Consider the following 24,158-nt stretch of genomic DNA (forward strand, 5'->3'; position numbering starts at 1 on the left):
CATCGCATCGTATCGGCCCGTATTTGTACGGGACGGCGGCTTAACGCACAAGTAGCACCGCGTTCCCTAAAGATGGGGTCCCGTGGAGAATGCGCATGCAGAAAGCCGCAGAAAAGGACATCGCCACCGAGGCCTTCGACGGAAACGACGCCTATCAATCCATCGTCTCCGACCTGATGTGCCTGATCGGGCAGGTGCAGGCGAGCCTGTTTCGGATCGAGAGCGCGATCGCCTGCGAGACCTCGCTTGCGTCCGCTGATGCCGCCGACGCCGAGATTGTCGTGCTTGATGACATCACGCCCCGCTACGCCAAAGCGGGGGCGGCGCTGAAGGCATGCAACTCCGGCCTTGGCGCGGCCCTCGAGTTCCTGCTCGAGGCGAAGGCCATGGAGCGCCGGCTGAACTAGAGCATTTTCGGTTCTGATGGAATCAGCACCGAAGCCCTGGATTCTCTGGAGCGTTTTCGGTTCTGATTGAATCAGAACCGAAGCTCTAGATTCTTGTTTTGACGCGTTTTCTTCACGCGAACCGGTATCCACTTCGCTCGAAAACGCTCTAGCTGGAGGTTTTGCCGGTTTCGGTTCCATCCGTTGGAGCGACGCGCCCCTTCACGGGTTTGCCCCGGATGAACTGGATGTCCATCTCGGTGCCGTTGACGCGGACCAGTTCGCAGCGGCGGTAGGCAAGCCCGGTCGAGGACAACAGGAGGAAGAACTCCTTGAGGTTAAGGCCCTGGATCGAGCCTTCGACATTCAGGGCGGCGTCATTCTCGGAGATGGCGTTGAGCACGCAATCGCGCCGCCAGGTTCCATCGATAGCCATGATGCATACGTCGTAGCCGCGGCTGAATGTCACCCGCTCCGCTCGCCTGCTGGTCTCCTTCATCTGTCAACGTCCCCCGATCGCAGCCATCCTGGGCATGGCGGGAGGCGCCATCGGCACGACCGCCGGACGCGCGCCGGTCGGCCGATAGAGGCCACGCTTTTCAGGACAGGGTTTGAAGACGTCGGTCAGGCCGACGACGGTTTCGGCGGCGCCGAGCGCCAGGAAGCCATCTGCCTCGAGCGACCTGGCGAGGCGGTTGAAGACGTTGGTCTTGGTGTCCTGGTCGAAATAGATCAGGACGTTACGGCAGAAGATGACGTCGAAAGTGCCGAGCTGCGAGAAGTCATGCAGCAGGTTGAGCTGCCGGTGCTGCACCATGGCGCGGATGTCGGCATTGATCTGCCAGGGCTCGCCCTTCTGCTTGAAGTACTTGACCAGCAGTTGGATCGGCAGGCCGCGCTGCACCTCGAACTGGCTGTAGATTCCGGCCCTGGATTTCTCGAGCACTTCCTGCGACAGGTCGGTCGCGAGGATCTCGGTGCGCCAGCCTGCAAGCTGTGCGCTCATCTCCTTCAGGCACATCGCCAGCGAATACGGCTCCTGCCCGGTCGAGCCGGCGGCGCACCAGATCCGGATCGTCCTGCGGCTCGCCCGTGCCTTCAACAGCTCCGGGATGATCGTATCGCGGAAATGATCGAACGGCGCCTTGTCGCGAAAGAAGAAGGTTTCGTTGGTCGTCATGGCATCGACCGCCTGCGCGATATGGCCGGCCGATCCGCCCTTCATCTTCTGCACGAGATCGTCGATCGAGGAGAGGCCGCATTTGCGCGACAGCGGCAGCAGGCGGCTTTCGATCAGATATTGCTTGTCCGCGGACAGATCGAGACCGGAATGATCCTTGAACAATCTACGCAGATACTCGTAGTCGGAAGCGTTCACGACAGCCTCTCAGCGCGAGGGAATTTTCGAACGATCAAGCAGGCGTCGCGGCTGCGATCAGACCGACTTCGTGGAATTTGTCGGTGATGATGTCCCTGTCGAACGGCTTCATGATGTATTCGTCGGCGCCCGCCTCGAGCGCGCGCGAGATGTGATCGATGTTGTTCTCGGTCGTGCAGAACACGACCTTGGGCAAGTCGCCGCCGGGCAGCCGACGCAGCTCAAGCAGGAATTGATGGCCGTCCATCACCGGCATGTTCCAGTCGAGCAGCACCGCGGTGGGCATGGCGCGCCGGCAGGCCTCCAGTGCCCGCTCGCCGTTCTCCGCCTCGATGATCTGGAAATTGAGCTCTTCCAGGATGCGGCGCGCGATCTTCCGCACCACGCTGGAATCATCGACGACAAGGCAGGTCCGCACCTGCCCGCCGATCCGAACGTCGTCCATCTGACTTCGCCTCTCGATTATTCTTGTAGACGCTCGACAATCGATAGGCCCCAGGCGGCTCACAACCACTTAATTTTACCGCCCGTGCGAATACGGATGGCATGCTGATACCGCTCTGCTTGGGCTGCGCCGGATGCGCGGAAATCCATCGCCGCCGCGCGGCCGCCCGAAAGCAATGAATTCGTTGGAGTTTTCGCGCGCGAGCGGCGCCGGCCTGCTCACGCCGCGGCGCGCTGCATCAGCTTGCGGATTTCCTTGAGCGCCTTGTAGAGCGCACCGTCCGCCACGTGACGGTTAACCAGGTCGAGCGCCTCGCGCGCGGTGGCATCGGCCTCCCGCAGTTCCCTGGCGAAGCCGAGATAGGCGGTCCGATAACGCTGGACCTCGTTCTTCAGATACATGGTCTGGACGCAATGATAGAGCCGCCTCGCCGGGGTATTGGCGGTCTCCGCGGTCACGGTGTCCCTTTCGCGCAGGATCGGCGCTTCGCCGTCGATCAGGAAGGAGGTGCGGGTGCCGGAATTGATCAGCACGGTCTCGCCGATGACGATCCGTTCAAACGGCTTCAACTCGACGCGCAACGGCATGATCGTCTCCTTTTCTAGGCAACGGCTTTTCCAGGTAAGGGCGCGGACGTCTGATCGCCCTCGATCTTCGACGCGCGAACCGGCAGCAGGCGCGCCACCATCCGGTCTGGTAATTCGTCAGTCCGAAAGCGGCGGAGTTGTCTCCGCCGCTTTCGTGTTCGATTTGGTCGCAGGGCTCAGCGGAGCAACTGCAGCACGCTCTGCTGGCTCTGGTTGGCCAGTGCCAGCGCGGACACCGCGATCGACTGGCGGGTCGACAGCGCCTGGCTGTTGGCCGCTTCCTCGTTGGTGTCGGCCAGCGTCAGGTTGGACGAGCCGGTCTGCAGCACGTTGATCAGGTTCTTGGAGAAGTCCTGACGGATCTGCACCACCGACAGGTTCGAACCGAAGGCCGACGCCTGCGAACGCAACGTGCTCGACGCATCGTTCAGCGACGTGAGAACCTTCTGGGTGGTGTCGTTGTCGATGAAGTCGGTCCCTGCGGTCAGCGACGAAAGGCCGAGGCCGGCCGGATCGTCAACCACGCCGTTGATCGTCAGCGACGACTTGCCGGTTTCGTTGAACACCAGCTTGAGCTGATCGCCGTTCAGCAGGTTGACGCCGTTGAAGGAGGCATCCTGCGCCGTCGTCTTGATCTGGTCGATCACGATATTGTACTGGCGGACCAGATCCGCGCGGGTGTTCTGCGCATTGACGTCCTTGACCGGAGCGGTCGTGCTGAGGGCTCCGAGCAGAGTGCCGGCGCCGGTGGCGCTGCCGGTGATCTTGCCGGTCAGATCAATCGACGCATCGTCGTTCGCAGTTGTGATGCTGAGCTTGCCGTCGCTGGACAGCGATGCCACCAGGTTGCTGTCGGCGAGCTTCTTGTTCAGATCGTCGAGCGTGTTCACCGCACCGGCACCGGTTCCGATGGTGATGGACTGAGCCGCCTTGCTGCCGATCGCAGCAATGTTCAGGACCTGACCATCCGTGGCGTCGGCCGGCCTCGTCGTACCAGCCGTAAGGCCAAGCTTCGCCAGAACGGTGCTGGCTCCACCGAGGACGATGCTGTTGCTCTTGTCGGTGGTGGCGTTGCTGATGGTGAGGGCGTTCGTGGCAATTGTTGTCGTACCGCCGGTGATGCCATTGATCGCAGAAATGACATCCGCCACGGTCGTGTCGGTGCTGCCCGCGCCGTACTTCAGGTTGATCGTGACGTTGCCGTTGGCGTCCGTGGTCGAGGCCGCGGTGGCGCTGGTGCCGCCGGTCGCGAACGTGATCGTCTTGCCGTTCACCGTGAACGAGTCGCCGTCGGCAAATGTAGCCGTGGTGGTGGTTGTACCGGTGGTGAGACCGCCCGCAACCGCAGTACCGGTCACGGTCGCTGCCGTATCGCCATCGCCGAGCAGGTTGTTGGCAGTCGCGCCGGTGATGACTGCCGAAGTGGCCGTCGACTTCGACGAATAGCCCGTGGTCGCCTGCAGCGCCTGGTTGGCGATCGACTTGGCGCTGTCGACCAGCTTCTGCAACGAGGTGATGCCGGTGTTGGCCGCCTGCAGCACCTGCACGCCATTGCCGATGCCATCGAGCAGATTGTTGATGTCGCTCGCACGATTGTCGAGCGAAGCGGCGGTGAAATAGTTGGTTGGATTGTCGAGGGCCGAGTTGACCTTCTTGCCGGTGGAGAGACGGCTCTGCGTGGTGGCGAGCAGATCAGCGGTCGACTGCAGCGAGAGCAGGTTCTGGCGAACCGAAGCCGAAAGAACAATGCCGGACATAGTTTGATACCCTTCTGGATGAACACAATTGACGCAGCCGCCGGAAATTTCACTCCGGCGACCGAGCCACACTGTTCCAGCGACGCTAACCCGTTCGTTAAATCGCCCCTCAGTACAACTACCCAGAAAACGCGTGCGCAGACGCATTTCTCAGTAGTTCTACTGAGATCATCGCATGCGTGAATGCACAGATCGAAACGGCGGCGCGCATCTTGGATCGCGATCGTGGATCTCGCGCAGCAGACAATCCCGTCGACGACGGATCGAGCGAGCGTCAAGCGCTCGCGCTGTTCACGACGATCGAGAGAACGTTGCGCAATGACTTTTATTCAAATCGTCGGCGCGCGACTTTCTTGTTTGAATTCTGCGCTGCTCGAATTCTGCGCGAACGCTTCGTGCCTGTCTCCTCGCGCCAGACAATCGCCTTGCATAGAAAAGTTCGACTCAATCTCGCCGAGCAGTATTTCGCATAGGCCGGTGATCGCGCCATTCTGCACAGCCGCCGATTGCTTGTCCGCGCGCCGTCGATGTCATCAGCGGCTTGCTCGCAAGAACGAATCAGCGCGCCATTTCCTTTCGCGTGCAAACGACGCGATCTGTCTGCCCGGTAGGGTGTATAGCGACGAACGCGTAACCCTTGTGCAATCGTGCGAGAAAGCTATTCTTCGTGCCATCCGACATGCCAAGAGTAGGTGACGCGAGACCGTGAGCTCCCGCCTTTCGGCAGGAGAGGGAATGTCTGGATCTTCGCGTCCATCCAATCATCTATTGCAGACTCTGCCAGCGGCGGAATTCGAGTTGTTGCGGCCGCATCTCGCGACCGTCGAACTGACGAAGGAGACCGTGCTGTTCGAGACCGGCGCGCTGATCAGCGAAGTCTATCTGCCGCACAGCGGCGTGGTTTCGATGATCGTCGGCTTCGCGGAAGGAGAGACTGTCGAAGTCGCCAAGATTGGCCGCGACAGCATTGTCGGCACCACTGCCGTGTTCCATGACGGACCATCGCTGGCGGACGCGGTCGTCGTCGTACCCGGCATTGCATCGATTCTCGCAACTGATCGCCTGCATGCCGTAATGCAAGGAAGCTGCACCCTGCGGCACCTTCTGATCAGGCATCAACAGGCGCTGTCCGTGCAGGCCCAGCAGGCCGCGACATGCCACGCATCTCACACGGTCGAATCCCGCCTGGCGCGCTGGCTGCTCCACGCGCGGGAGTTGTGTGAAGGCGGGCCACTGCCGCTGACCCAGGAATCTCTGGCACAGTTGCTCGGCGTTCGGCGCAATGCCATTTCGATCGTGGCACACGCATTCCAGGAAGCCGGCCTGATCCGCTACAGCCGCGGGAACATCGAAATCATCGATCTCGACGGCCTGCAAAAAGCCGCCTGCGAGTGCTACGCCGCGGTGAGGACGCAATGCGATCGGCTGCTCAATGCGGGATGAGAGGGTCTGCAGGTGGCGGAACCTGCGTCGCCGAGGCCACAGTCGTGGACGAGTATCGAACGGCATTGGGTAAATGGCAGGTTTTCCTTGCCCGCGATACGTGACAAGGTCATCCTGCAACTCGGGCAGCGTGTGTCGGCTGCCCGGCCGAGAGACGCGCAAGCTATGAGGCAGGAGACTGCTTTGAATTCGGTTCCTCGTCCGCCGAACGGATTCTTGTCCGCGCTGTCGGCATCCGACTTCGAACTGATCCGCCCGCATCTGCGAACCGTCGATCTCACCCAGGACACGGTTCTGGTCGAGGTCGACGAAGTGCTCAAGCGAGCCTACCTGCCCCACAAGGGTGCGATCTCCCTGGTCGTCAAGCTCGCGCGCGGCGAGCAGGTGCAGATCGCCCTGGTTGGGCGTGACAGCATCCTCGGTGCGTTCGCCGCGCTCGGAGACGCGACCGCGCTGAACAGCGCGGTGGTGGTGGTGCCTGGCATCGCTTCGACGATCGAACTCGAGCAGCTCCGCCTCGCCGCCGACCGGAGCGCGACGTTGCGCTACGCGCTGGCGCGGCACGGACTCGCGGTCGATGCTCAGATCCAGCAGACCGCCGGCTGCAACGCGTCGCACACAGTGGAATCACGGCTCGCGCGATGCCTCCTGCACACCCGCGACCTGTCCGGAAGCGACAAGATCGTGCTGACGCAGGAAGCAATGGCGCAGATGATCGGCGCGCGCCGCAACAGCGTCTCGCTGGTCGCGCACACGCTTCAGCAGGCGGATTTCATCCATTACAGCCGAGGCCATATCGAGATCACCAATCTCGACGGCCTGATGAAGACCTCATGCGAATGCTACGCGACGGTGAAAGCCCAATACACGCGCCTGATTCAGGGGGGCGCGTCGATCACGGCATGAGCGCAATGGCGCGCGTGCTCCCCGCGTGGAAATCCGGCCGTACTTCTACGGTTCCAAATTTTCACGGACGGCTAAGCTTAACCGGCGATAATCGGCGTGAACACGGGAGAGTTGACATGTTCACGTTCGAAACGACGGACCAGAAGGAAGTCAGGCGTTTTCGTATCGCACAGTTCAACGGCAGGACCGCGACGGCGCGTTCGGCCGGCGCGACGGTCACGGGTCACGTTCGATCCATCGTGGAAAAGAAGGCGAGCGTTCCGGCGGTCTGGACCATCACGATCATCCCGGAAGCGCCGAAGCGCGCCACCGTGAACTTGCGCACAGCCCCGCGCGTTCGTACCTTCGCGGAAGATTATCTCTGAATGCGCTCGCAGCCCGGCGACGCAAACGCGTGACCGGCCCAGAGCATTTTCGGTGCTGATTGGATCAGAACCGAAGCTCTAGATTCTTTTTGACGCGCTGCGCGGATGCGCTGCGAAATTCGAACATTATCAATTTGAATCGAATCGTTGTTTGCTTGAGCGCAAACTTCGCGCAAATGCACCGTGCTCTATATCGCTTTCGCGATCAGGAGGACTGCATCAGCGCCTTGCGGACGAGATCGGCGGTGTTGCGCGCGCCGAGCTTGCGCATCGCTTCGGCGCGATGGCTTTCGAAGGTGCGCGGGCTGATCTTCATGCGCAGCGCGCCCTGCTTGTTCGAATAGCCTTCGCTGATGAGGCGGAGCACCTCGCGCTCGCGCCTGGTAAGCGGCTTCTGGCCGGCCTTGGATGCAACCGTCAGCTTTGGCGGACGGCTTTCACCCTTGATGCGTGCGGGCGAATTGTCCCACCCCGTCTGCTGATCGATGACGGGAGCGGATCCGGAATGAACGTCGGAAATCTGCTTCAGCATCGCACAGACGCGCTCAGTCTGCTGCAGTGCGTTCTCGACCACCTGCTGCAGGTAGATTTGCGCTGCCGGCGAATGCGCGAACTGATGACTGTGCTGCTTGATCTCGTTCATGTAGAGCAGGAGCGCCGTCATCGGACCGTTGAACTGGCGCGCGATCGCAGCGCCCGCCTCTTCCGTCGCCCGCGCGCGCTGTGCAGCGAGTTCCACAATCTCACGATTGCTCTCGAATGGGGCGCGGTCTTCCATCCACTTTGATAGATGAGACCCGTCGGCTCGATGCTCGTGCTGTGTCATGCGACCGATCTAGCGACCCTAAGGCTGTTCCCGCGTTAACTCGGCACTCGGTAGGAATACTGAGAACGCGACCATGTGTTGCCAGCTCACAAGGAAATAGAGGCAGACGCGCCTAGAGTTTGCAACAATTCTCGCAGGAATGTGGCAAATCTCAGTATTTCTACTCATCGGGAAAATACTGAAATTACGGCGGAATATCGTAGTTTCACGAACATGTTTGTGAGTTCCAGCCCCCGAATGTTGGCGATTCCCGGGCGCGCGGCGAATCACCGATGAAGCGAATGCGATCGCGCGCGTTCGAGAACTTCCCAGAGAATCCTTTTGCGGACCTGACGACGAAACACGCGGCGCTCGCGCGAACATGACGCAGGAGCGGAACGACGCTTGCGCGAGAAGTCATGCGGCGGCAGAGAGCCGTCGCACGATTTGTGATCGATGCACGACACCTCGCGCCGGAGCTTTACAGCTTTCACCGGCACCACGATGATCGCGATCTCAATCCTCACAACAATGAAGGAAGACGGCGATGGCGCGAGCAACGGGATCATGGATGACGATGTCGGCGCTCGCATGCGCGCTGACCTTCACATCAGTCGCGAATGCCCAGACCGCACCCGCGGAGAACACGACGCCGCCGACCGCCGACAATGCGGTGATGATCACGGTGTTCCTGAAGCATGATCAGTCGCGCCCGCTCGGCGAACTCAACGCGCAGCTCGAGAAGCAGGGCTACTACAAGGCGTTTCCACCTGCGGGCGTCGAGGTCGTAAGCTGGTATGTGATGATGGGCATCGGCCAGGTGGTGACGCTGCGGCTGCCGGCGTCGCGGCTCCGCGAGGTCAATCGCGTGCTCGAGGACAAGGCCTGGGGCGCCTATCGCACCGAATTCTATCCGACCTATGATTACAAAGCGGTCGGCATTGCCGCGCACGAGAAGGCGCAGTAGCGCGGAGGGTGCGAAGGAGTTTTCGGTCCCCTGGAGTCAGCCGCGCGCCACTCCCCGCCCCACCGCCAGGTGAGCGCGCTCAGGCCACGGACGACCGCCTCAGGCGTGCGCCCTCGGCTGCTGGCTCAGCTTCTTCGCCAGCGTCTTCAAATCGTCAACCCGCCGGCTGCACAAGAGCCGGGCGAATTCGTCGGCATCGATGGAGGGTTGCGGAAAGACGGGCGATTGGCGCAACTCCCGGCGCCGCCAGAACAGCCGGGAGAGACGCTGCAGCAGCTTCATTTTCTTGAGCCTCGATGAAAGCCTGCGCGGATAAGTCGCCGGGCCCGTCCTTGGTTCCGCGCGTTACCCCTTCCTCCGTTCTTTTCCGCAAAGAGCGCCAAGTCCCCGGTCCTGCCGGGCCTCCTTTCGCATCCGCGTAATAATGGTGGGCGACAATCTTGCCGGCCGCTGCCGCCGGGCTCATTCTTCCGGGCGCCACGCGTTCAGGGGGAGGACAGATGCCTGGGCCGGATCTCACCCGTGCTCCGATGGGCGGCACGCTCGTGCCGGGCGGGGCGACATTCCGGGTCTGGGCGCCGCGGGCCAGCGCGGTCCATGTCTCCGGCGACTTCAACGATTGGAGGCAGGATGCCAGCTCGCTGATGTCGGAGATCGGCGGCGGACACTGGGCCTGCTTCGTGCCTGACCTGAAGGACGGCGATGCCTACCTGTTCTATGTGGAGGGCGTCGGCTCATCCGGTTTCAAGCGCGATCCGCGGGCACGGCTGTTGAGCGTGCAACCGTCCTTTCCTGCCTGCAATTCCCTGCTGCGCGATGCCTCGCGATTTCCCTGGCACCTCGAGCGCTTCGTGCCGCCGGCATTCAACGACCTCGTCGTCTACCAGCTTCACGTCGGGACCTTCGCGCCGCATCCGGAAAACGCGGACGGCAAGTTCTTTGACGTGATCGAGCGCGTGCCGCACCTCGCCGCGCTCGGGGTCAACGCCATCGAGCTGTTGCCGATCCAGGAATTCCCGACCACGTTCAGCATGGGCTATAACGGCGTCGATCTCTACAGCCCGGAGAACCAATACGCCGAGGCCAACGAGGCCAAACTCAGCCGCTACGTGGACCGCACCAACGCGATCCTGCGGGCCGCCGGCCACGCGCCCTATCCCGGCGTCGACACACTCAGGCACAGCGACGACCAGCTCCGCGCGCTGATCGACATCTGCCATATCCATGGCATCGCCGTGATCTTCGACGTCGTCTACAACCACGCCGGTGGCGGGTTCGACGACAAGAGCATGTGGTTCCTCGACCGTGAGATACCCGGCGACAACAACAACAGCCTGTATTTCACCGACCAGGGCTGGGCAGGCGGCCTCGTGTTCGCGTTCTGGAACGATGGCGTCAAACAGTTCCTGATCGACAACGCCACGTTCCTTTATGAGGAGTATCGGATCGACGGCTTCCGTTTCGATGAAGTCAGCGTGATCGATCGCTTCGGCGGCTGGGCCACCTGCCAGGACCTCACCTCGACCTTGCGCGCGCAAAAACCCGAGGCGATCCAGATCGCCGAATATTGGCCGGTCAATGCGTGGATCGTGAAGGATCGCAGCGAAGGCGGAGCGGGCTTCGACGCCACCTGGAGCGACGGCATCCGCAACAGCGTGCGGGCGGCGATTGCGAGCGCGTCGCAGGGCGCCACCGCGCGCGTGCCGATGTCAGCGATCGCGGACGCGATCGCTGCGATGAGCCTGCGCAATCGCTGGCGCGCGGTGCACGCACTCGAGAACCACGACATCGTCTATGCCGGTCGCGACGAGCGGATCGCGGCGCTTGCCGACGGCAGCAATCCACGATCCTGGTATGCGCGCAGCCGCAGCCGCGTTGCGCTTGGGCTGCTGCTGACCGCGCCGGGCATTCCCATGCTGTTCATGGGCCAGGAGATACTGGCGTCAAAGCCATGGAGCGACACGCCGGGCACGGACACCGAAATCGACTGGGCGGCGTTCGACCGCGGCGATGACGTGATGGCCGGCTTCCTGCGCTTTGCCCGCGACCTGATCGGCCTGCGCCTGACGACGCCGGGGCTGCGCGGCGAAGGCAGCGCCGTCGTCCATGTCCAGGACGACAACCGCGTGCTGGCGTTCCAGCGCTGGGTCGAGGGTGACGGCGGCGACGTCGTGGTGGTCTGCAGTCTCAACGAAAGCCCGCTCCACAACTACGCGATCGGCTTTCCCGCTGGGGGCCGCTGGCGCGAAATGTTCAACAGCGACATTTACGACCGCGAGGCAGGCCCGACCGTCACCGCCGATGGCAGCGTACGTGCCGACGGCCCGCCGCTGCACGGCCTGCCCGTGTCGGCTGCAGTGACGATTCCGGCAAACGGGCTGCTGGTTTTCGCAAGAGGCTGACACCGTCAGCAGACTCCTCGGGCGCCGGGCGATGACATTCCCGCGCGGACTGCGTTATGCTAGAGCGTTTTCGAGCGAAGTGGACACGGGTTCGCGTGAAGAAAACGCGTCAAAACAAGAATCTAGAGCTTCGGTTCTGATTCCATCAGAACCGAAAATGCTCTAGGGCTTTCGTTCGAGCGGCACTCCCCGCCGCGATGCAAGTCGAAGAACAATGGCCGCACCTTACGTTCCGCAGATCGCCCTTTATCGCCGCTGGCTCGAGGAGCAGCGCGGCCTGAGCTTTTCCAGCTTCGAGGACATGCGCCAGTGGTCGGTTCGCGACCTCGACGCCTACTGGCAGAGCATCTGGGATTATTTCGACCTGCGCTCGCCGACGCCGCATCGCGCGGTGCTGGCGGAACGGAAGATGCCGGGCGCGGTCTGGTTTCCCGGCGCGTCCGTCAATTACGCCCAGCAGGTGTTCCGCCACGTCAAGGCCGCCGATGCCGCGGGCCTGCCGGCGATCGTGAGCAGCGGCGAAGACGGCGCGCTGAAGGAAGCGAGCTGGCCCGAATTGCGGCGACAGGCGGCCGCGCTTGCGGTTCACCTGCGGGAGAAGGGCGTCAAGCCCGGCGACCGCGTCGCGGCCTATCTGCCCAACATCCCCGAGACCATCATCGCCTTCCTCGCCACCGCGAGCCTCGGCGCGATCTGGAGCGTCTGCGCGCCCGACATGGCGGCGCCGGCGGTGATCGATCGCTTCAAGCAGATCGAACCGAAAGTGCTGATCGCCTGCGATGCCGTCACCTATGCCGGCCGGCGGCATGACCGCCACGCCGTGATCGACGAGCTCCGGCGCTCGCTTCCGACGGTCAAGCACTTCATTCTGCACAGTGACGCGGAGAACGCCGAGACAGCCGATCCGCTGTTGTCGGCGATCTTCACCCGCCGGAGTCCCGCGATCGATGCGTTCGAGCCGGTGTGGCTGCCGTTCGATCATCCGCTCTGGATCGTCTACTCCAGCGGCACCACCGGCCTGCCGAAGCCGATCGTGCACAGCCATGGCGGCATCATCATCGTGGTGCTGGCGCTGAACACGCTGCACAACGACATCGGCTGCAGCTATCAGCCGAACTCGCTTGGCGAGCGCTTTCACTGGTACAGCTCGACCGGTTGGATCATGTGGAACTGCCAGGTCAACGCGCTCCTGGGCGGCACCACCTGCTGCATCTTCGACGGCAGCCCGGGCGGATCAAAGGACAGACCGGACTGGACCACGTTGTGGCGCTTCGTCGCCGACGCTGAGGTGACGGTGTTCGGCGCCGGCGCGGCGTTCTTTGCCAATTGCACGAAAGCCGAGATCGATCTCGCCACCGTCGACGACCTCTCGCGCCTGCGTGCGCTCGGCTCGACCGGATCACCGCTGAGCGCCGACACCCAGGCCTGGTTCAACGAGCGCTTCGCCGCGCTCTCGAAGGTCAATGGCAACACCGCGCAGGCGGACATGTGGTGGGCGAACATTTCCGGCGGCACCGACTTCGCCGGCGCCTTCATCGGCGGCAACAGGGAATTGCCGCAGACGCCGGGCACGATGCAATGCCGGATCCTGGGCTGTGCCGTGGAGGCGTTCAACGAGCAGGGACGGCCCGTGATCGACGAGGTCGGCGAGCTCGTCTGCACCGAGCCGCTGCCGTCGATGCCGCTGCGCTTCTGGAACGATCCTGATGATGCGCGCTATCGCGCCAGCTATTTCGAGACCTATCCGGACAATTTCGACGGCAGCGGACGCGGTCCGGTGTGGCGGCATGGCGACTGGCTCAAGGTCGCCGCCGACGGTTCCTGCGTGATCTATGGCCGGAGTGATGCGACCATCAACCGGCACGGCCTGCGCATGGGAACGAGCGAACTTTACTCGGCGATCGAGGCGCTGCCGGAGATCCTGGATTCGATGGTGGTCGATCTCGAATATCTCGGGCGCGAAAGCTACATGCCGCTGTTCGTGGTGCTGCGCGACGGCCTCGCGCTCGACGAGGCGGTGCAGGCACGGATCAACAAGGCGATCGAAGCCGGCCTGTCGCGCCGCTTCCTCCCCAACGAGATCTTCCAGGTGCCCGAAATCCCGCGCACGCTATCGGGCAAGAAGCAGGAGCTGCCGATCAAGAAGCTCCTGCTCGGCCATCCGATCGAGAAGGTCATCAACAGGGACGCGATGGCCAATCCCGGATGTTTGGAGTGGTATCTCGCCTTTGCGGATAGCTATCTGCAAAAGAATGCAGGCGCCGCATAAGGCAGCGCCTGTTACTTCGCCTGCTCCTTCGCCAGTTCCAGCCACTCGCGCGTGAGCACGAGGTCGGCCCGCGCGAGTTGATGCCCGACCGGCAGGGTCCGGTACGTGACATCGGCGCCGGCATCGAGCAGGATGTCCGCGAGTTTCGCCGAGTTGGAGCTCGGCACGATCGGGTCCATCTGTCCCGAAGCGATCAGCACCGGTATGCCGCCCAAGTCAGCGCGCGGTGGATCGGACAGCGGGACCATCGCGCGCAGCAGCGCTGCGCCCGAAAGGGTGCCGGGGCGAAGCAGCATCATCGCCGCGGCGATGTTGGCGCCGTTGGAATAGCCCACTGCCACCGGCGCGCCGATGCCAAGACGGCCGCGCGTCTCGTCGACGAAATCAGCCAGCTCGATGGCGCGCCGCCGAACGTCGTCCTCGTCGAACACCCCTTCCGCAAGACGGCGGAAGAAGCGCGGCATCCCGTTCTCCAGCACGCGGCCGCGCGGCGACAGCAGCGCCGAACCCGGCGACAGCATCCTGCCGAGATCCAGCAGGTCGTTCTCGTCGCCGCCGGTGCCGTGGAGCAGCAGAAGGGGCGGAGCGCCCGCCCCTTCCGCCGGCTCGAAGCGATAGACAAAGGCTGTCTCGTTGGTCATGCGACCTCTCCCAGATCCGGCAGCGCGCTTTCGATCTCCTCGCGATGCCGCTCGAGAAACGCCGGCAGCTTCAACGCGTGGCCGAGACTCTCGACGGGTTCATCCACCGCGAAGCCGGGAATGTCGGTCGCGATCTCGAACAGCACGCCGCCGGGCTCGCGGAAGTAGATCGAGCGGAAGTAGTTCCGATCCCTCTGCTCGGTCGGATGCAGGCCATGGGCGGCGACCAGCTTCTGCGCCATCTGGCCCTGTTCCGCGTCGTCCACCGCGCGGAACGCGATGTGATGCACCGAGCCGACGCCCTGGCGGCCGCGCAGGAAGCCCTTGGCCTCGTAGATATCGACGATGCTTCCCTTGACGTCACCGGGAGTAGCAAAGCGGATCACCGAACCCTCGCGCGCGACCTCGCGGAACCCGAACACATCGATGAGGACGGCGGCGGTCTTGGCTGCACTCTCGAGCAGCAGGGTCACGCCGTGGAAGCCGCGGATCGCGTGCTCGGCCGGGACATCGCCATTGCTCCAGGCCGGCTCGTCTTCAGCGCCGGGAATGCCGACCAGAGCGAGCGCAGTGCCATCGGGATCAGTGAAGGGAAGGACCGACTCCCCAAAGCGCTTCTCCAGCGGCTGATGGGGGATGCCCTTCGCGACGAAGCGCTGCACCCAATAGCCGAGCGATCGTGCAGGCACGCGGAACGCGGTCTGGTGGGTCTCGCCAACGCCACGGCGGCCGGCCGGCGCGCCCTCCCAGGGGAAGAACGTCAGGATGGTTCCGGGATGGCCGACCTCGTCGCCGTAGTAGAAATGATAGGTGGTGGGATCGTCGAAATTGACGGTCTTCTTGACGAAGCGCAGGCCGAGGTCGCGCGTGTAGAAATCGAAATTCCTCAGCGCGTTGCCGGCGATCGCGGTGACATGATGAATGCCAGACATTGGTTTTTCCTCCTCAACTCGAGAGCCCGACCGGGCTCGTTGGGCTGAATATCGGCCCGCTATATTCCGAGAACAATCCATGCTTTCATGGCGCCTATGTCTACGATTTGAGGACAATCGGCCGGAGGCTAGATGGACAAGGTCGCGAGCTTGCGGGCGTTCGTGAAGGTCGCGGAGACCGGCAGTTTCGCCGAGGCCGGCCGGCAGCTTCGGCTCTCCCGCTCCGCTGTCAGCAAGTATGTGGCCGAGCTCGAAGAGAGCCTGGGCGTGCAGCTCCTCAACCGGACCACCCGCCACGTCAGCACCAATGAGAGCGGCCAGATGTATTTCGAGCGCGCGCTCTCGATCCTGTCCGAACTCGACGCGGCGGATCAGGCAGTGTCGCAGGCGCAATCGACGCCGCACGGACTGCTTCGCGTCAACGCGCCGATGTCGTTCGGCACGCTGCGGCTCGGCCCGGCGGTCGCGGACTTCATGGAGAAATATCCCAAGATCCAGCTCCAGCTCGTCCTGAGCGACGACCTGCTCGATCCCGTGCAGGACGGCTTCGACGTCACGTTACGGATCGCGGAGCTGGAATCGTCGAGCCTGATCGCGCGCAGGATCGTACCGATCGGCCGCGTCGTCTGCGCCTCGCCGGGCTACCTGGCCCAGCATGGCATGCCGGCCCATCCGCGCGATCTTCGCGATCATACGGCGCTGACTTACGGCTTCCTGCTCACCGGCAACCAATGGAAGCTGACCGGCGCGGATGGCGATCACTGGATTCAGCCATCATGGTCCCTGTGCGCGAACAATGCCGAGGTGCTGCGCGACGTCGCCACGAAGGGCCACGGCATCGCGCTGATACCGACCTTCATCGCCGACGATGCGCTCCAGACAGGCGCGCTGAAGATCATCCTCGCGGATTACCACGCACCGCCGCTGACGCTCTATGCGATCTATCCTCCGACCAGGCACCTCTCGGTAAAGGTGCGGCTGTTCATCGACTTCCTGGTCGAGCGCTTCGGCGCGGGAGTGGATTAGCGCGTCGTTCCGTAGCCCGGGTGGAGCGGAGCGCAACCCGGGACGTCTGCGTCCGCGTTTGAGGGCGGTCCCGGGTTACGCCTGCGGCTCCACCCGGGCTACAAGCACCTTCACACCAGGAACACCGTCGATCCCGTGGTCTTGCGGGCGGCGAGATCGGCGTGGGCCTTGGGGGCGTCCTTGAGCGGATAGGTCTGGTTGATCTCGATCTTGACCGCGCCTGATTTCACTACGTCGAACAGTTCGTTCGCCATCGCCACCAGGTTCTCGCGCTTGGCGCCATAGGTGTTCAGCGTCGGGCGGGTCACGTACAGCGAGCCCTTCTGCGCGAGGAGGCCGAGATTGAGCGGCTCGACGCTGCCTGAGGACTGGCCGAACAACACCGCGACCCCGAGTGGCGCGAGGCAATCCAGCGATTTCAGGAAGGTGTCCTTGCCGACGGAGTCGTAGACGACAGGAACCAGCTTGCCTCCAGTGATCTCCTTGACGCGGGCGACGAAATCCTCGCGCGTGTAGACGATGGCGTGCGCGGTGCCATGGGCTTGCGCGAGCTTCGCCTTCTCATCGGTCGAGACCGTGCCGATCACGGTGGCGCCGAGATGCTTCGCCCATTGGCCCAGGATCATCCCGACGCCGCCGGCCGCCGCATGCAACAGGATCGTGTCCCCGCTCTTGACGCGATAGGTCTGGCGGATGAGGTACTGCACCGTCAGCCCCTTGAGCATCATCGCCGCGGCGGTCTTGTCATCGATGCCATCGGGCAGCTTGAGCAGACGGTCGGCCGGGATCAGCCGCTCCTCGGCATAGGCGCCGAGCGGCGAGCTGCCATAGGCGACGCGATCGCCCGGCTTCAGGTCGGTGACGCCGGGCCCGACCTCCTCGACCACGCCGGCGCCCTCGCTGCCAAGGCCGCTCGGCAGCGGCACGCCATAGACGCCCGCGCGGTTATAGATATCGACGAAGTTCAGGCCGACTGCCGTGTGACGGATCCGCGCTTCGCCGGCGCCAGGCTTGCCAAGCTTGACCTCTTCCCACTTCAGAACCTCGGGACCACCGGCCTGATGAAAGCGAAAAGCGTGTGTCATGAAAAACTCCTGCAGCGCGGGATGATGGTGAATCTCGGCGAAAGCGGCGAATGCAATCTCCATTTTCGCCGGCCGCAGACCATATCAGCGCCCCGCACGGCGGCAAGCGGCGCGCAGGGTCATCTTGCCGTGACAGCCCTGATGCATTGCAGAATTTCGAATCCCGCAGGTCAGGCTGGGATGCGCAGGTCAGATCACCACGACGACCTTGCCCAGCGCACGCCGGTCGGCGAGATGCTGGATCGCCTTGCCGCCTTCCTGCAGCGGAAATTCGGCGCTGATGCCGGGCGACAGGGCGGCTCGCGAATACCAGGCCTGGAGCGCGCGCCGATTCTTGGCGACGCGCGGATCCTGCGACAGCGTGAACGTGCGCCAGTTGATCCCGAGCACATCGCAATTCTTCAGCAGGGGAAGGTTGAGCGGCAGTGATGGAATACCCGCGGTGAAGCCGAGCACGAGATAACGCCCGCCCTCTGCGATGCAGCGAATGGCAGCTTCCGAGAGCCATCCACCGGCGGGATCGATGATCACATCAGCGCCGCGCGAACCGACCGCCTGTCTCACGCGCGCCGCGAGTTCGCGGCCGTCCCCCGCTGTGTCGGCTGAGTAGATGACGCCGTCGGCGGCGCCGTGCTGGCGTGCAAAGCCGAGCTTCTCTTCCGATGAGGCCGCGGCGACAACGCGGGCGCCGAGATTGCGCGCGACCTGCACGGCAGCAATACCGACGCCTCCTGCTGCGCCCAGCACCAGCACGGTTTCACCGGCCCGCACGCCGGCACGGGTGTGCAGTGCGTAATAGGCGGTCTCGAAGGTGAACTGCATGACCGCGGCATCGACGAACGACATGCCCTCGGGAATCGGGCTGCAGCGCGCGGCATCGACGGCGACGAACTCAGCCATGCCGCCGGTTCCGGTCCGCGCGGCGACCCGATCGCCGACGCACAGCCCCGCGACGCCCTCCCCTGCCGCCGCCACGACGCCGGCCACCTCGGCGCCCGGCGCGAAGGGCCGCGGCGTCTTGATCTGATAGCGATCCTGGATGGTGAGGAAATCCGGATAGTTCACGCCGCACGCCTTCACCGCCACCAGCACCTGTCCCGGTCCTGGGACCGGCTCCGGCACATCGAGCAGCCGCAGGGTTTCCGGGCCGCCCGGCTCGCAACTCATCAACGCGCGCATCAATTGTCCTCCGGCGGCAATCTCGTCAGCGACAATGAAAAGAAGCCTTGCGTCCGCAATGACGAAAACGACCAGTTGCGTTGACATTGCCTGCCACAGGAGTGGTGGCGACGGAACAATCCCGGCGCTAGAGCGCGATGACTTTTCTTCGAATCGTCATCCCGCTCTAGCTCTTTGTTTGAGCATGATCTTTTTCGGAAAACCGGTCTCCACTTTTCCGGATCATGCTCTAACATGACGACGCCATGCCGGGAGCCTCCGCCGCACGTCGATCATCACACACCGCGCCGTCGCGTTCAGCGATCGACTCCGGCTATGTCGGCCTGGTGCTGAGCGGCGTGCGCGAAGCCGGCCTCGATATCGACCGGCTGCTGGCACGCGCCGGCATCGCGCCCGAGCAACTCGGGAAGCCGGGCGCCAGGCTCCCGCAGGACCAGTTCGCGCGCCTGATCGCGATCCTGACCCGGGAGACGCGCGACGAGCTCTGGCTGTTGTGCAACCGCCCGATCAAGCCGGGCACCTTCCGCATGATGTGCCGGCTGCTCATACGCTGCGCCAATTTGCGCGAGGCGATCCGCATCGGCTGCCAGTTCTATCATCTGGTCGCCGACGATTTCGTAGTACGGCTTGCGGAAGGCCCGGATGACGCTTCGCTCTACGTCACCGACACCATCGCCCAGCTCAACCGGCGGCGCATGGTCAACGGCGCGATCCTGCTGTTCGCCTATGGGCTGATGTGCTGGCTGGTGGGACGCCGGCTGCCGCTGATCACGGTCCACTACGTCTTTCCCGAAGAACCGTTCAGTTCGGAGCTCGAGCCGTTCTACCGGGCACCGATGCTGTTCGAGCAGCCGCGCACCGAAATCCGTTTCGATGCCGAGCTGCTCGATCTGCCGATCATGCCCGACGAAGAGCGGCTGCGGCGCTTCCTGGCGTCGATGCCCAACGCGCTTTTGGTGCGCTACCGCGACGACAGCAGCATGGCGGAGCGGGTGCGCGGCATTCTCCGCCGCAACCTCAAGCGTCCGCTGTCGTTCGAGGACATCGCCGGGATGCTGGCGGTCTCGCCGCAGACGCTGCGCCGCCGCCTGCTCGAGGAAGAAAACTGCGGCTTTCAGGACATCAAGGACCGGCTGCGCCGCGACCTCGCCACCCACCTGCTGCAGAAGTCCCGGCTGCCGCTGGAGGAAATCGCGGTCTCGCTGGGCTTCTCCGAGCTCAGCACCTTCCACCGCGCGTTCAGGCGATGGACCGGCGTGGCGCCCGGCGAATTCCGCGAGCGCGGCCGCTCGCCGGCAAAATAGGGCCGTCGGATTCCGCCAATCGGATTGGCACGCCCGGTCATTCAACGAATGCGCGCTGACACGGATAATCCCCGCAAGGCCGAGTTCTCGGCAAACACGGGGAAGAAATGCCAATCCTGCGCCAATGGGCTGAACGTCATCCCGACAAGACCGCCGCGCTCGTCGCCTTTTCCGACCAGGCGATTACCTATGGCGAACTCGATCGCCGCGCCAATGCTGTTACGCAGCTCCTGATCTGGATGGGGCTCGCCGCCGGCGACGGCATCGCGATCATGCTCGACAACGACCCCACCTATTTCGAGCTGATCTGGGGCGCGCGCCGCCACGGCATCTACTACACGCCGGTCAGCACGCATCTGAAGCCCGAAGAAGCCGCCTATATCGTGCGCGACAGCGGCGCCAAGCTGTTCTTCGTCGCCGCGCGTTTTGCGGACGCGGTCCAGGCGCTGCTGGCCGACAATCCGCACCGGTGCACGGTCTACGCGCTGGGTGGCGCATTGGACGGCAGCTTCGACTATGCCGCGGAGCTGGCGCGTTTCGATCGCCTGATCGAGATCCCCGACGGCCCTGTCGGCAAGGATTTCTTCTATTCCTCGGGCACGACGGGGAGGCCCAAGGGCATCAAGCAGCCGCTGTTCGCCAACCTTCGCCAGGCGCAGGCGTCCGGCGACTGGGTGCGCGACAATTTCGGCTTCGCGGAAGACACGGTCTATCTCTCCCCGGCACCCCTGTACCACGGCGCGCCACTTCGTTTCACCATGCGCACGCTGGAAAGCGGCGGCACCGCGGTGATCATGAGGAAGTTCGTGCCTGAGCAGGCGCTCGCGACCATCGAGCACTACCGCATCACCCACAGCCAATGGGTGCCGACGATGTTCTTCCGCCTGCTCGCGCTGCCGGACGAGATACGCGCCCGCTACGATCTGTCATCGCATCGCTGCGCGATTCACGCCGCCGCACCTTGTCCGCTCGAGCTCAAGGAGCGGATGATCGACTGGTGGGGACCGATCGTCTGGGAGTATTACGCGGGCTCGGAACGCAATGGCGCCACCTGCATCTCGACCGCGGACTGGCTGACGCATCGCGGCTCGGTCGGGCGCGCCTGCGTCGGCACCATCCACATCCTCGACGAAGCGCAGAACGAACTCGGCCCTGGCGAGATCGGCGACGTCTATTTCGACGGCCCGCAATTCGTCTATCACAACGATCCCGAAAAGACCGCGCGCTCGCGAACCGCCAAGGGCTGGTCGACCATCGGCGATGTCGGCTATCTCGACGAGGATGGCTATCTCCATCTGACCGACCGCCGCTCGCACATGATCATCTCCGGCGGCGTCAATATCTATCCGGCCGAGATTGAGAACCACCTGGCGCTGCATCCTGATGTCGCTGACGTCGCCGTGTTCGGAATCCCCAATGCGGAATATGGCGAAGAGGTCAAAGCCGTCGTGCAGCTCAGGGAGCCGTCGAAGGCATCATCGGCGCTGGCGGCCGACCTCATGGCATTCTGCCGGGACGACCTGTCGCACGTCAAATGCCCGCGCTCGATCGATTTCGAGGCCGAGCTGCCGCGGCAGGAGAACGGCAAGCTGTTCAAGCACGTGCTGAAGCAGCGCTATCTGCAGCCGGCCTGACCAGAGATCATCAACAACGAAGACAGGAAAAGAGCATGAAGAAGCTCATGGTAGCGACCTGTGCGATCGCATGGGCGGGCTTGTCGTCCTCCGCATTCGCTCAGGAGAAGAACTACGGACCCGGCGTGACCGATACCGAAGTCAAGATCGGCCAGACCATGCCCTATAGCGGCCCCGCATCGAGCTTCGCAGCGATCGGGCGTGCGATGACCGCCTATTTCCAGAAGGTGAATGCGGAAGGCGGCGTCAACGGCCGCAAGATCAACCTGATCTCGCTCGACGACGGCTATAGCCCGCCCAAGGCAGTCGAGCAGACGCGCCGCCTGGTCGAAAGCGAAGAGGTGCTGGCCATCGTCGGCACCTTCGGCTCGCCGACCAACTTCGCCACGCAGAAATATCTGAACGCCAAGAAGGTGCCGGGCTTGTTCCTCGGCACCGGGGCCAACCGCGTCTCCGAGCCCGCGACCTATCCATGGTCGATGGGGTGGCAGCCAAACAACCATGCCAAGGGCGTGATCTACGCCAAATATCTCCTGAAGGAGCGACCGAATGCGAAGGTCGCGGTGCTGTTCCAGAACGATGATTTCGGTCGCGACCATCTCAAGGGCTTTCGCGACGGGCTTGGCGACAAGGCCGCCTCGATGATCGTCAAGGAGCTCAGCTACGAGATTGCCGAGCCGACAATCGATTCACAGATCCTGATCCTGAAGGCGACCGGCGCCGACGTATTCCTCGACATTTCGACACCGAAATTCTCTGCACAGGCGATCAAGAAGATGGCGGAGACGAAGTGGGACGCGCTGCATCTTCTCAGCGATGCGGCCGGCTCGATCTCCAGCACGCTGGTGCCGGCGGGACTGGACAATTCCAAGGGCGTCATCACGGTCGCCTTCCGCAAGGATCCGAACGACGCGGCATGGGTCGACGATGCCGGCATGAAGGAATATCTCGCCTTCATGAAGCAATACATGCCGGAAGCCAATCCGTCCGAGACCTATCACGTGTTCGGCTATGCGACGGCACAGACCTTCATTCACGTCCTGACGAACTGCGGCGACGACCTGACGCGCGAGAACCTGATGAAGCAGGCGACCAGCATCAAGGATCTCGTCCTTCCGATCATGCTGCCCGGCATCAAATTCAACACCAGCCCGACGCGCTATACGCCGATGAGCCAGGAACAACTGATGCAGTTCGACGGCGTGAAATGGAAGCCGATCGGCGAGGTGATCGACGCGGAGAAGTGAGGGCAAGTTGCGTCCGCGATGGAAGCTGCGCTCCTCCCTCTCCCCGCTTGCGGGAGAGGGTTGGGGTGAGGGTGCCTCCGCATAGGGATTCCCCCGGTGGAGAGAACCCTCACCCGACGCTCCGCGTCGACCTCTCCCGCAAGCGGGAGAGGTAAGAAAGGCTCCGCGCCCGTTAGCCCGCCGCTACTCACACTCGCGCAGCACTTCGCGGGCGATGGTCATCTTCATCACTTCGGTGGTGCCTTCCGCGACCTGCGCGATTCGGCTCTGGAAATAGAGCTGGCCGAAGCGGTTTTCCCTGAGCACGCCGAGGCCGCCGTGGATCTGGATGGCGCGGTCGATGACGCGGCAGGCCGCAAGCGGGGCGAAACATTTCACCATCGCGGCTTCCTTTCGCGCGTCAAGGCCGCGATCGAGCATCCAGGCGGCCTTGTAGGCCATCAGCCGCGACTGCTCGATGTCCATCTCCGATTCCGCAAGCATCCATTGAATGGCCTGACGTTCCGCGAGCGGCTTGCCGAACGTCTCGCGCTCGCGCGCTCGCTTCGCAGCCTGCGTCTGCGCCCAGCGCGCCGTGCCGGTCAGGCGGGCCCCGATCACGGTGCGGTTGCGGTTGAGCTGGTCCATCATGTAGCGGAAGCCCATGCCTTCCTGACCCAGCATGTTCTTAGCCGGCACCACGCAATCCTTGTATTGGTAATCGCAGCTGCGGCCGAGATAGGTGCCTGGCGCCATGGTCTCGTATTCGCGCAGCACCGAGACGCCGGGATTGGGATAGTCGACCAGGAACAGGCTAATCCCTTCATAGCCCTTCGCCGGATCGGTCACGGCATAGCACAGCAGATATTTCGGCGTGATGCCCGGATGGTTCGGCGGCGGCGCCCAGCGCTTGATGCCGTTGATGATGTAGTTGTCGCCATCGCGAACGGCGGTGGTCTTTATCCCGGCCGCGTCGGAGCCTGCGCCCGGCTCGGAGATGTTGATGTGGTAGAACTTGTCGTCTTTCAAAATCGGATAGAGATACGCCTCCTTCTGCCATTCCGGCGCGACGTGAAGCGCGGGGTGCGGATCGAGAAAGCCCGACCAGGTCGCGAGCAGGCCATGCATCACGGGCGAGCTCACGATCTCCTCATAGACCAGGCACTTCGCCACCGTCCCGAGTCCTTGCCCACCGGCCTCCTTCGGCACCGCCAATCCCCTGAAGCCGTATTCGCGGAATTTCCGCACCACGCCCATGAAGATATCGTGCGGCACGGCGTAATCATCCGTTCCCCAGTCATCCTCGAGCGGGCGGCAGACTTCCTCCACAAAGGCGGCGGCCCGGGCCTTGATTTCGCGTTCTTCCCTGGACAGTTCAAAATCCACTGTTCTCTCCAAGCCTTGTTTGCAAGGCTAGAGAC

General features: G+C 63.4%; 24 protein-coding genes. 12 read left to right on the forward strand and 12 right to left on the reverse strand.

Annotation, left to right across the window (positions count from 1 at the left end):
- Window positions 1-95: 95 nt before the first annotated feature.
- Window positions 96-407 carry a hypothetical protein gene (locus tag K288_RS0122805; RefSeq protein WP_027581645.1) on the forward strand — a complete coding sequence of 104 codons (312 nt, stop codon included), beginning with the start codon at window positions 96-98 and terminating at the stop codon, window positions 405-407.
- 148 nt (window positions 408-555) lie between these two features.
- Here the strand turns inward: K288_RS0122805 and K288_RS0122810 are convergent, their stop codons facing one another.
- The 5 genes from K288_RS0122810 to K288_RS0122830 form a co-directional block, all read right to left on the reverse strand.
- Window positions 556-885, reverse strand: coding sequence for a hypothetical protein (locus K288_RS0122810; protein ID WP_027581646.1), 330 nt, complete (start codon window positions 883-885; stop codon window positions 556-558).
- Between the two features lie 3 nt (window positions 886-888).
- Window positions 889-1,764 (reverse strand): protein-glutamate O-methyltransferase CheR, encoded by an 876-nt coding sequence (locus tag K288_RS0122815; protein ID WP_027581647.1) that lies wholly within the window; start codon window positions 1,762-1,764, stop codon window positions 889-891.
- Window positions 1,765-1,798: 34 nt separating this feature from the next.
- Entirely contained in the window at window positions 1,799-2,182 is a 384-nt protein-coding gene (locus K288_RS0122820) for a response regulator (RefSeq protein WP_027581648.1), read from the reverse strand.
- 245 nt (window positions 2,183-2,427) lie between these two features.
- The gene (flbT, locus tag K288_RS0122825) at window positions 2,428-2,796 is read right to left on the reverse strand and encodes a flagellar biosynthesis repressor FlbT (protein WP_027581649.1); all 369 of its coding nucleotides are present in this window, start codon (window positions 2,794-2,796) and stop codon (window positions 2,428-2,430) included.
- Between the two features lie 176 nt (window positions 2,797-2,972).
- Window positions 2,973-4,553 carry a flagellin gene (locus K288_RS0122830; RefSeq protein ID WP_027581650.1) on the reverse strand — a complete coding sequence of 527 codons (1,581 nt, stop codon included), beginning with the start codon at window positions 4,551-4,553 and terminating at the stop codon, window positions 2,973-2,975.
- Between the two features lie 179 nt (window positions 4,554-4,732).
- Here K288_RS0122830 and K288_RS0122835 point away from each other — a divergent pair, with 179 nt between their 5' ends.
- From K288_RS0122835 to K288_RS0122850, 4 genes are all read left to right on the forward strand, one after another.
- Complete coding sequence (locus K288_RS0122835; RefSeq protein WP_027581651.1) at window positions 4,733-5,026, forward strand: hypothetical protein; 294 nt, start codon at window positions 4,733-4,735, stop codon at window positions 5,024-5,026.
- 262 nt (window positions 5,027-5,288) lie between these two features.
- A complete protein-coding gene (locus K288_RS0122840) occupies window positions 5,289-5,996 on the forward strand; it encodes a Crp/Fnr family transcriptional regulator (protein WP_027581652.1) in 708 nt (235 codons plus the stop codon).
- A gap of 183 nt (window positions 5,997-6,179) precedes the next feature.
- Window positions 6,180-6,902 (forward strand): Crp/Fnr family transcriptional regulator, encoded by a 723-nt coding sequence (locus K288_RS0122845; RefSeq protein ID WP_027581653.1) that lies wholly within the window; start codon window positions 6,180-6,182, stop codon window positions 6,900-6,902.
- A gap of 116 nt (window positions 6,903-7,018) precedes the next feature.
- On the forward strand, window positions 7,019-7,267 hold the full coding sequence (locus K288_RS0122850; protein ID WP_027581654.1) for a hypothetical protein: 249 nt from the start codon (window positions 7,019-7,021) through the stop codon (window positions 7,265-7,267).
- Window positions 7,268-7,472: 205 nt separating this feature from the next.
- On the opposite strand, the gene K288_RS0122855 is transcribed toward K288_RS0122850, so the two are convergent.
- Window positions 7,473-8,045, reverse strand: a complete 573-nt coding sequence (locus K288_RS0122855) for a helix-turn-helix transcriptional regulator (RefSeq protein WP_244443223.1) — start codon at window positions 8,043-8,045, stop codon at window positions 7,473-7,475.
- A 574-nt stretch (window positions 8,046-8,619) separates the two neighbouring features.
- Here K288_RS0122855 and K288_RS0122865 point away from each other — a divergent pair.
- Window positions 8,620-9,039 (forward strand): hypothetical protein, encoded by a 420-nt coding sequence (locus K288_RS0122865; RefSeq protein ID WP_027581657.1) that lies wholly within the window; start codon window positions 8,620-8,622, stop codon window positions 9,037-9,039.
- A gap of 99 nt (window positions 9,040-9,138) precedes the next feature.
- Here K288_RS0122865 and K288_RS0122870 read toward each other — a convergent pair whose 3' ends face one another.
- Complete coding sequence (locus K288_RS0122870) at window positions 9,139-9,321, reverse strand: hypothetical protein (RefSeq protein WP_027581658.1); 183 nt, start codon at window positions 9,319-9,321, stop codon at window positions 9,139-9,141.
- A gap of 218 nt (window positions 9,322-9,539) precedes the next feature.
- Between K288_RS0122870 and K288_RS0122875 the strand changes: the two genes are divergently transcribed.
- Both K288_RS0122875 and K288_RS0122880 read left to right on the forward strand, forming a co-directional pair.
- Window positions 9,540-11,441, forward strand: a complete 1,902-nt coding sequence (locus tag K288_RS0122875) for an alpha-amylase family glycosyl hydrolase (RefSeq protein WP_027581659.1) — start codon at window positions 9,540-9,542, stop codon at window positions 11,439-11,441.
- A gap of 214 nt (window positions 11,442-11,655) precedes the next feature.
- The gene (locus K288_RS0122880; protein ID WP_027581660.1) at window positions 11,656-13,710 is read left to right on the forward strand and encodes an acetoacetate--CoA ligase; all 2,055 of its coding nucleotides are present in this window, start codon (window positions 11,656-11,658) and stop codon (window positions 13,708-13,710) included.
- A gap of 11 nt (window positions 13,711-13,721) precedes the next feature.
- On the opposite strand, the gene K288_RS0122885 is transcribed toward K288_RS0122880, so the two are convergent.
- Together K288_RS0122885 and K288_RS0122890 are read right to left on the reverse strand one after the other, a co-directional pair.
- The gene (locus tag K288_RS0122885; protein ID WP_027581661.1) at window positions 13,722-14,351 is read right to left on the reverse strand and encodes an alpha/beta hydrolase; all 630 of its coding nucleotides are present in this window, start codon (window positions 14,349-14,351) and stop codon (window positions 13,722-13,724) included.
- Complete coding sequence (locus K288_RS0122890; RefSeq protein ID WP_027581662.1) at window positions 14,348-15,283, reverse strand: ring-cleaving dioxygenase; 936 nt, start codon at window positions 15,281-15,283, stop codon at window positions 14,348-14,350. The genes K288_RS0122885 and K288_RS0122890 overlap by 4 nt, the downstream gene beginning before the upstream one ends.
- Window positions 15,284-15,415: 132 nt before the next feature.
- Between K288_RS0122890 and K288_RS0122895 the strand changes: the two genes are divergently transcribed.
- Window positions 15,416-16,309, forward strand: a complete 894-nt coding sequence (locus K288_RS0122895) for a LysR family transcriptional regulator (RefSeq protein WP_027581663.1) — start codon at window positions 15,416-15,418, stop codon at window positions 16,307-16,309.
- Window positions 16,310-16,419: 110 nt separating this feature from the next.
- On the opposite strand, the gene K288_RS0122900 is transcribed toward K288_RS0122895, so the two are convergent.
- Together K288_RS0122900 and K288_RS0122905 are read right to left on the reverse strand one after the other, a co-directional pair.
- Window positions 16,420-17,394: a quinone oxidoreductase gene (locus tag K288_RS0122900; protein ID WP_027581664.1), complete on the reverse strand. Its 975-nt coding sequence runs from the start codon at window positions 17,392-17,394 to the stop codon at window positions 16,420-16,422.
- A 189-nt stretch (window positions 17,395-17,583) separates the two neighbouring features.
- Window positions 17,584-18,573 carry an NADPH:quinone oxidoreductase family protein gene (locus K288_RS0122905; protein WP_027581665.1) on the reverse strand — a complete coding sequence of 330 codons (990 nt, stop codon included), beginning with the start codon at window positions 18,571-18,573 and terminating at the stop codon, window positions 17,584-17,586.
- Window positions 18,574-18,818: 245 nt separating this feature from the next.
- On the opposite strand from K288_RS0122905, the gene K288_RS46285 reads away from it, so the two are divergent.
- The 3 genes from K288_RS46285 (at window position 18,819) to K288_RS0122920 (ending at window position 22,758) form a co-directional block, all read left to right on the forward strand.
- The gene (locus K288_RS46285) at window positions 18,819-19,877 is read left to right on the forward strand and encodes an AraC family transcriptional regulator (RefSeq protein ID WP_084799697.1); all 1,059 of its coding nucleotides are present in this window, start codon (window positions 18,819-18,821) and stop codon (window positions 19,875-19,877) included.
- Between the two features lie 107 nt (window positions 19,878-19,984).
- Window positions 19,985-21,511, forward strand: a complete 1,527-nt coding sequence (locus tag K288_RS0122915; RefSeq protein WP_027581666.1) for an acyl-CoA synthetase — start codon at window positions 19,985-19,987, stop codon at window positions 21,509-21,511.
- Window positions 21,512-21,546: 35 nt separating this feature from the next.
- Window positions 21,547-22,758 carry an ABC transporter substrate-binding protein gene (locus tag K288_RS0122920; RefSeq protein ID WP_027581667.1) on the forward strand — a complete coding sequence of 404 codons (1,212 nt, stop codon included), beginning with the start codon at window positions 21,547-21,549 and terminating at the stop codon, window positions 22,756-22,758.
- A 183-nt stretch (window positions 22,759-22,941) separates the two neighbouring features.
- On the opposite strand, the gene K288_RS0122925 is transcribed toward K288_RS0122920, so the two are convergent.
- Window positions 22,942-24,123, reverse strand: a complete 1,182-nt coding sequence (locus K288_RS0122925) for an acyl-CoA dehydrogenase family protein (RefSeq protein WP_027581668.1) — start codon at window positions 24,121-24,123, stop codon at window positions 22,942-22,944.
- Between the last annotated feature and the right edge of the window lie 35 nt (window positions 24,124-24,158).

It is taken from the genome of Bradyrhizobium sp. Ai1a-2 (assembly GCF_000426245.1).
In the GTDB taxonomy this organism is placed as follows: Bacteria; Pseudomonadota; Alphaproteobacteria; order Rhizobiales; family Xanthobacteraceae; genus Bradyrhizobium.

Excerpts from the sequence above, each read along its gene's own strand:
- K288_RS0122805 (WP_027581645.1), top strand. The coding sequence starts at position 96 with ATGCAGAAAGCCGCAGAAAAGGACATCGCCACCGAGGCCTTCGACGGA.
- K288_RS0122810 (WP_027581646.1), bottom strand. The coding sequence starts at position 885 with ATGAAGGAGACCAGCAGGCGAGCGGAGCGGGTGACATTCAGCCGCGGC.
- flbT (WP_027581649.1), bottom strand. The coding sequence starts at position 2,796 with ATGCCGTTGCGCGTCGAGTTGAAGCCGTTTGAACGGATCGTCATCGGC.
- K288_RS0122830 (WP_027581650.1), bottom strand. The coding sequence starts at position 4,553 with ATGTCCGGCATTGTTCTTTCGGCTTCGGTTCGCCAGAACCTGCTCTCG.
- K288_RS0122840 (WP_027581652.1), top strand. The coding sequence starts at position 5,289 with ATGTCTGGATCTTCGCGTCCATCCAATCATCTATTGCAGACTCTGCCA.
- K288_RS0122850 (WP_027581654.1), top strand. The coding sequence starts at position 7,019 with ATGTTCACGTTCGAAACGACGGACCAGAAGGAAGTCAGGCGTTTTCGT.
- K288_RS0122855 (WP_244443223.1), bottom strand. The coding sequence starts at position 8,045 with ATGGAAGACCGCGCCCCATTCGAGAGCAATCGTGAGATTGTGGAACTC.
- K288_RS0122865 (WP_027581657.1), top strand. The coding sequence starts at position 8,620 with ATGGCGCGAGCAACGGGATCATGGATGACGATGTCGGCGCTCGCATGC.
- K288_RS0122870 (WP_027581658.1), bottom strand. The coding sequence starts at position 9,321 with ATGAAGCTGCTGCAGCGTCTCTCCCGGCTGTTCTGGCGGCGCCGGGAG.
- K288_RS0122875 (WP_027581659.1), top strand. The coding sequence starts at position 9,540 with ATGCCTGGGCCGGATCTCACCCGTGCTCCGATGGGCGGCACGCTCGTG.
- K288_RS0122880 (WP_027581660.1), top strand. The coding sequence starts at position 11,656 with ATGGCCGCACCTTACGTTCCGCAGATCGCCCTTTATCGCCGCTGGCTC.
- K288_RS0122885 (WP_027581661.1), bottom strand. The coding sequence starts at position 14,351 with ATGACCAACGAGACAGCCTTTGTCTATCGCTTCGAGCCGGCGGAAGGG.
- K288_RS0122890 (WP_027581662.1), bottom strand. The coding sequence starts at position 15,283 with ATGTCTGGCATTCATCATGTCACCGCGATCGCCGGCAACGCGCTGAGG.
- K288_RS0122895 (WP_027581663.1), top strand. The coding sequence starts at position 15,416 with ATGGACAAGGTCGCGAGCTTGCGGGCGTTCGTGAAGGTCGCGGAGACC.
- K288_RS0122900 (WP_027581664.1), bottom strand. The coding sequence starts at position 17,394 with ATGACACACGCTTTTCGCTTTCATCAGGCCGGTGGTCCCGAGGTTCTG.
- K288_RS0122905 (WP_027581665.1), bottom strand. The coding sequence starts at position 18,573 with ATGCGCGCGTTGATGAGTTGCGAGCCGGGCGGCCCGGAAACCCTGCGG.
- K288_RS46285 (WP_084799697.1), top strand. The coding sequence starts at position 18,819 with ATGCCGGGAGCCTCCGCCGCACGTCGATCATCACACACCGCGCCGTCG.
- K288_RS0122915 (WP_027581666.1), top strand. The coding sequence starts at position 19,985 with ATGCCAATCCTGCGCCAATGGGCTGAACGTCATCCCGACAAGACCGCC.
- K288_RS0122920 (WP_027581667.1), top strand. The coding sequence starts at position 21,547 with ATGAAGAAGCTCATGGTAGCGACCTGTGCGATCGCATGGGCGGGCTTG.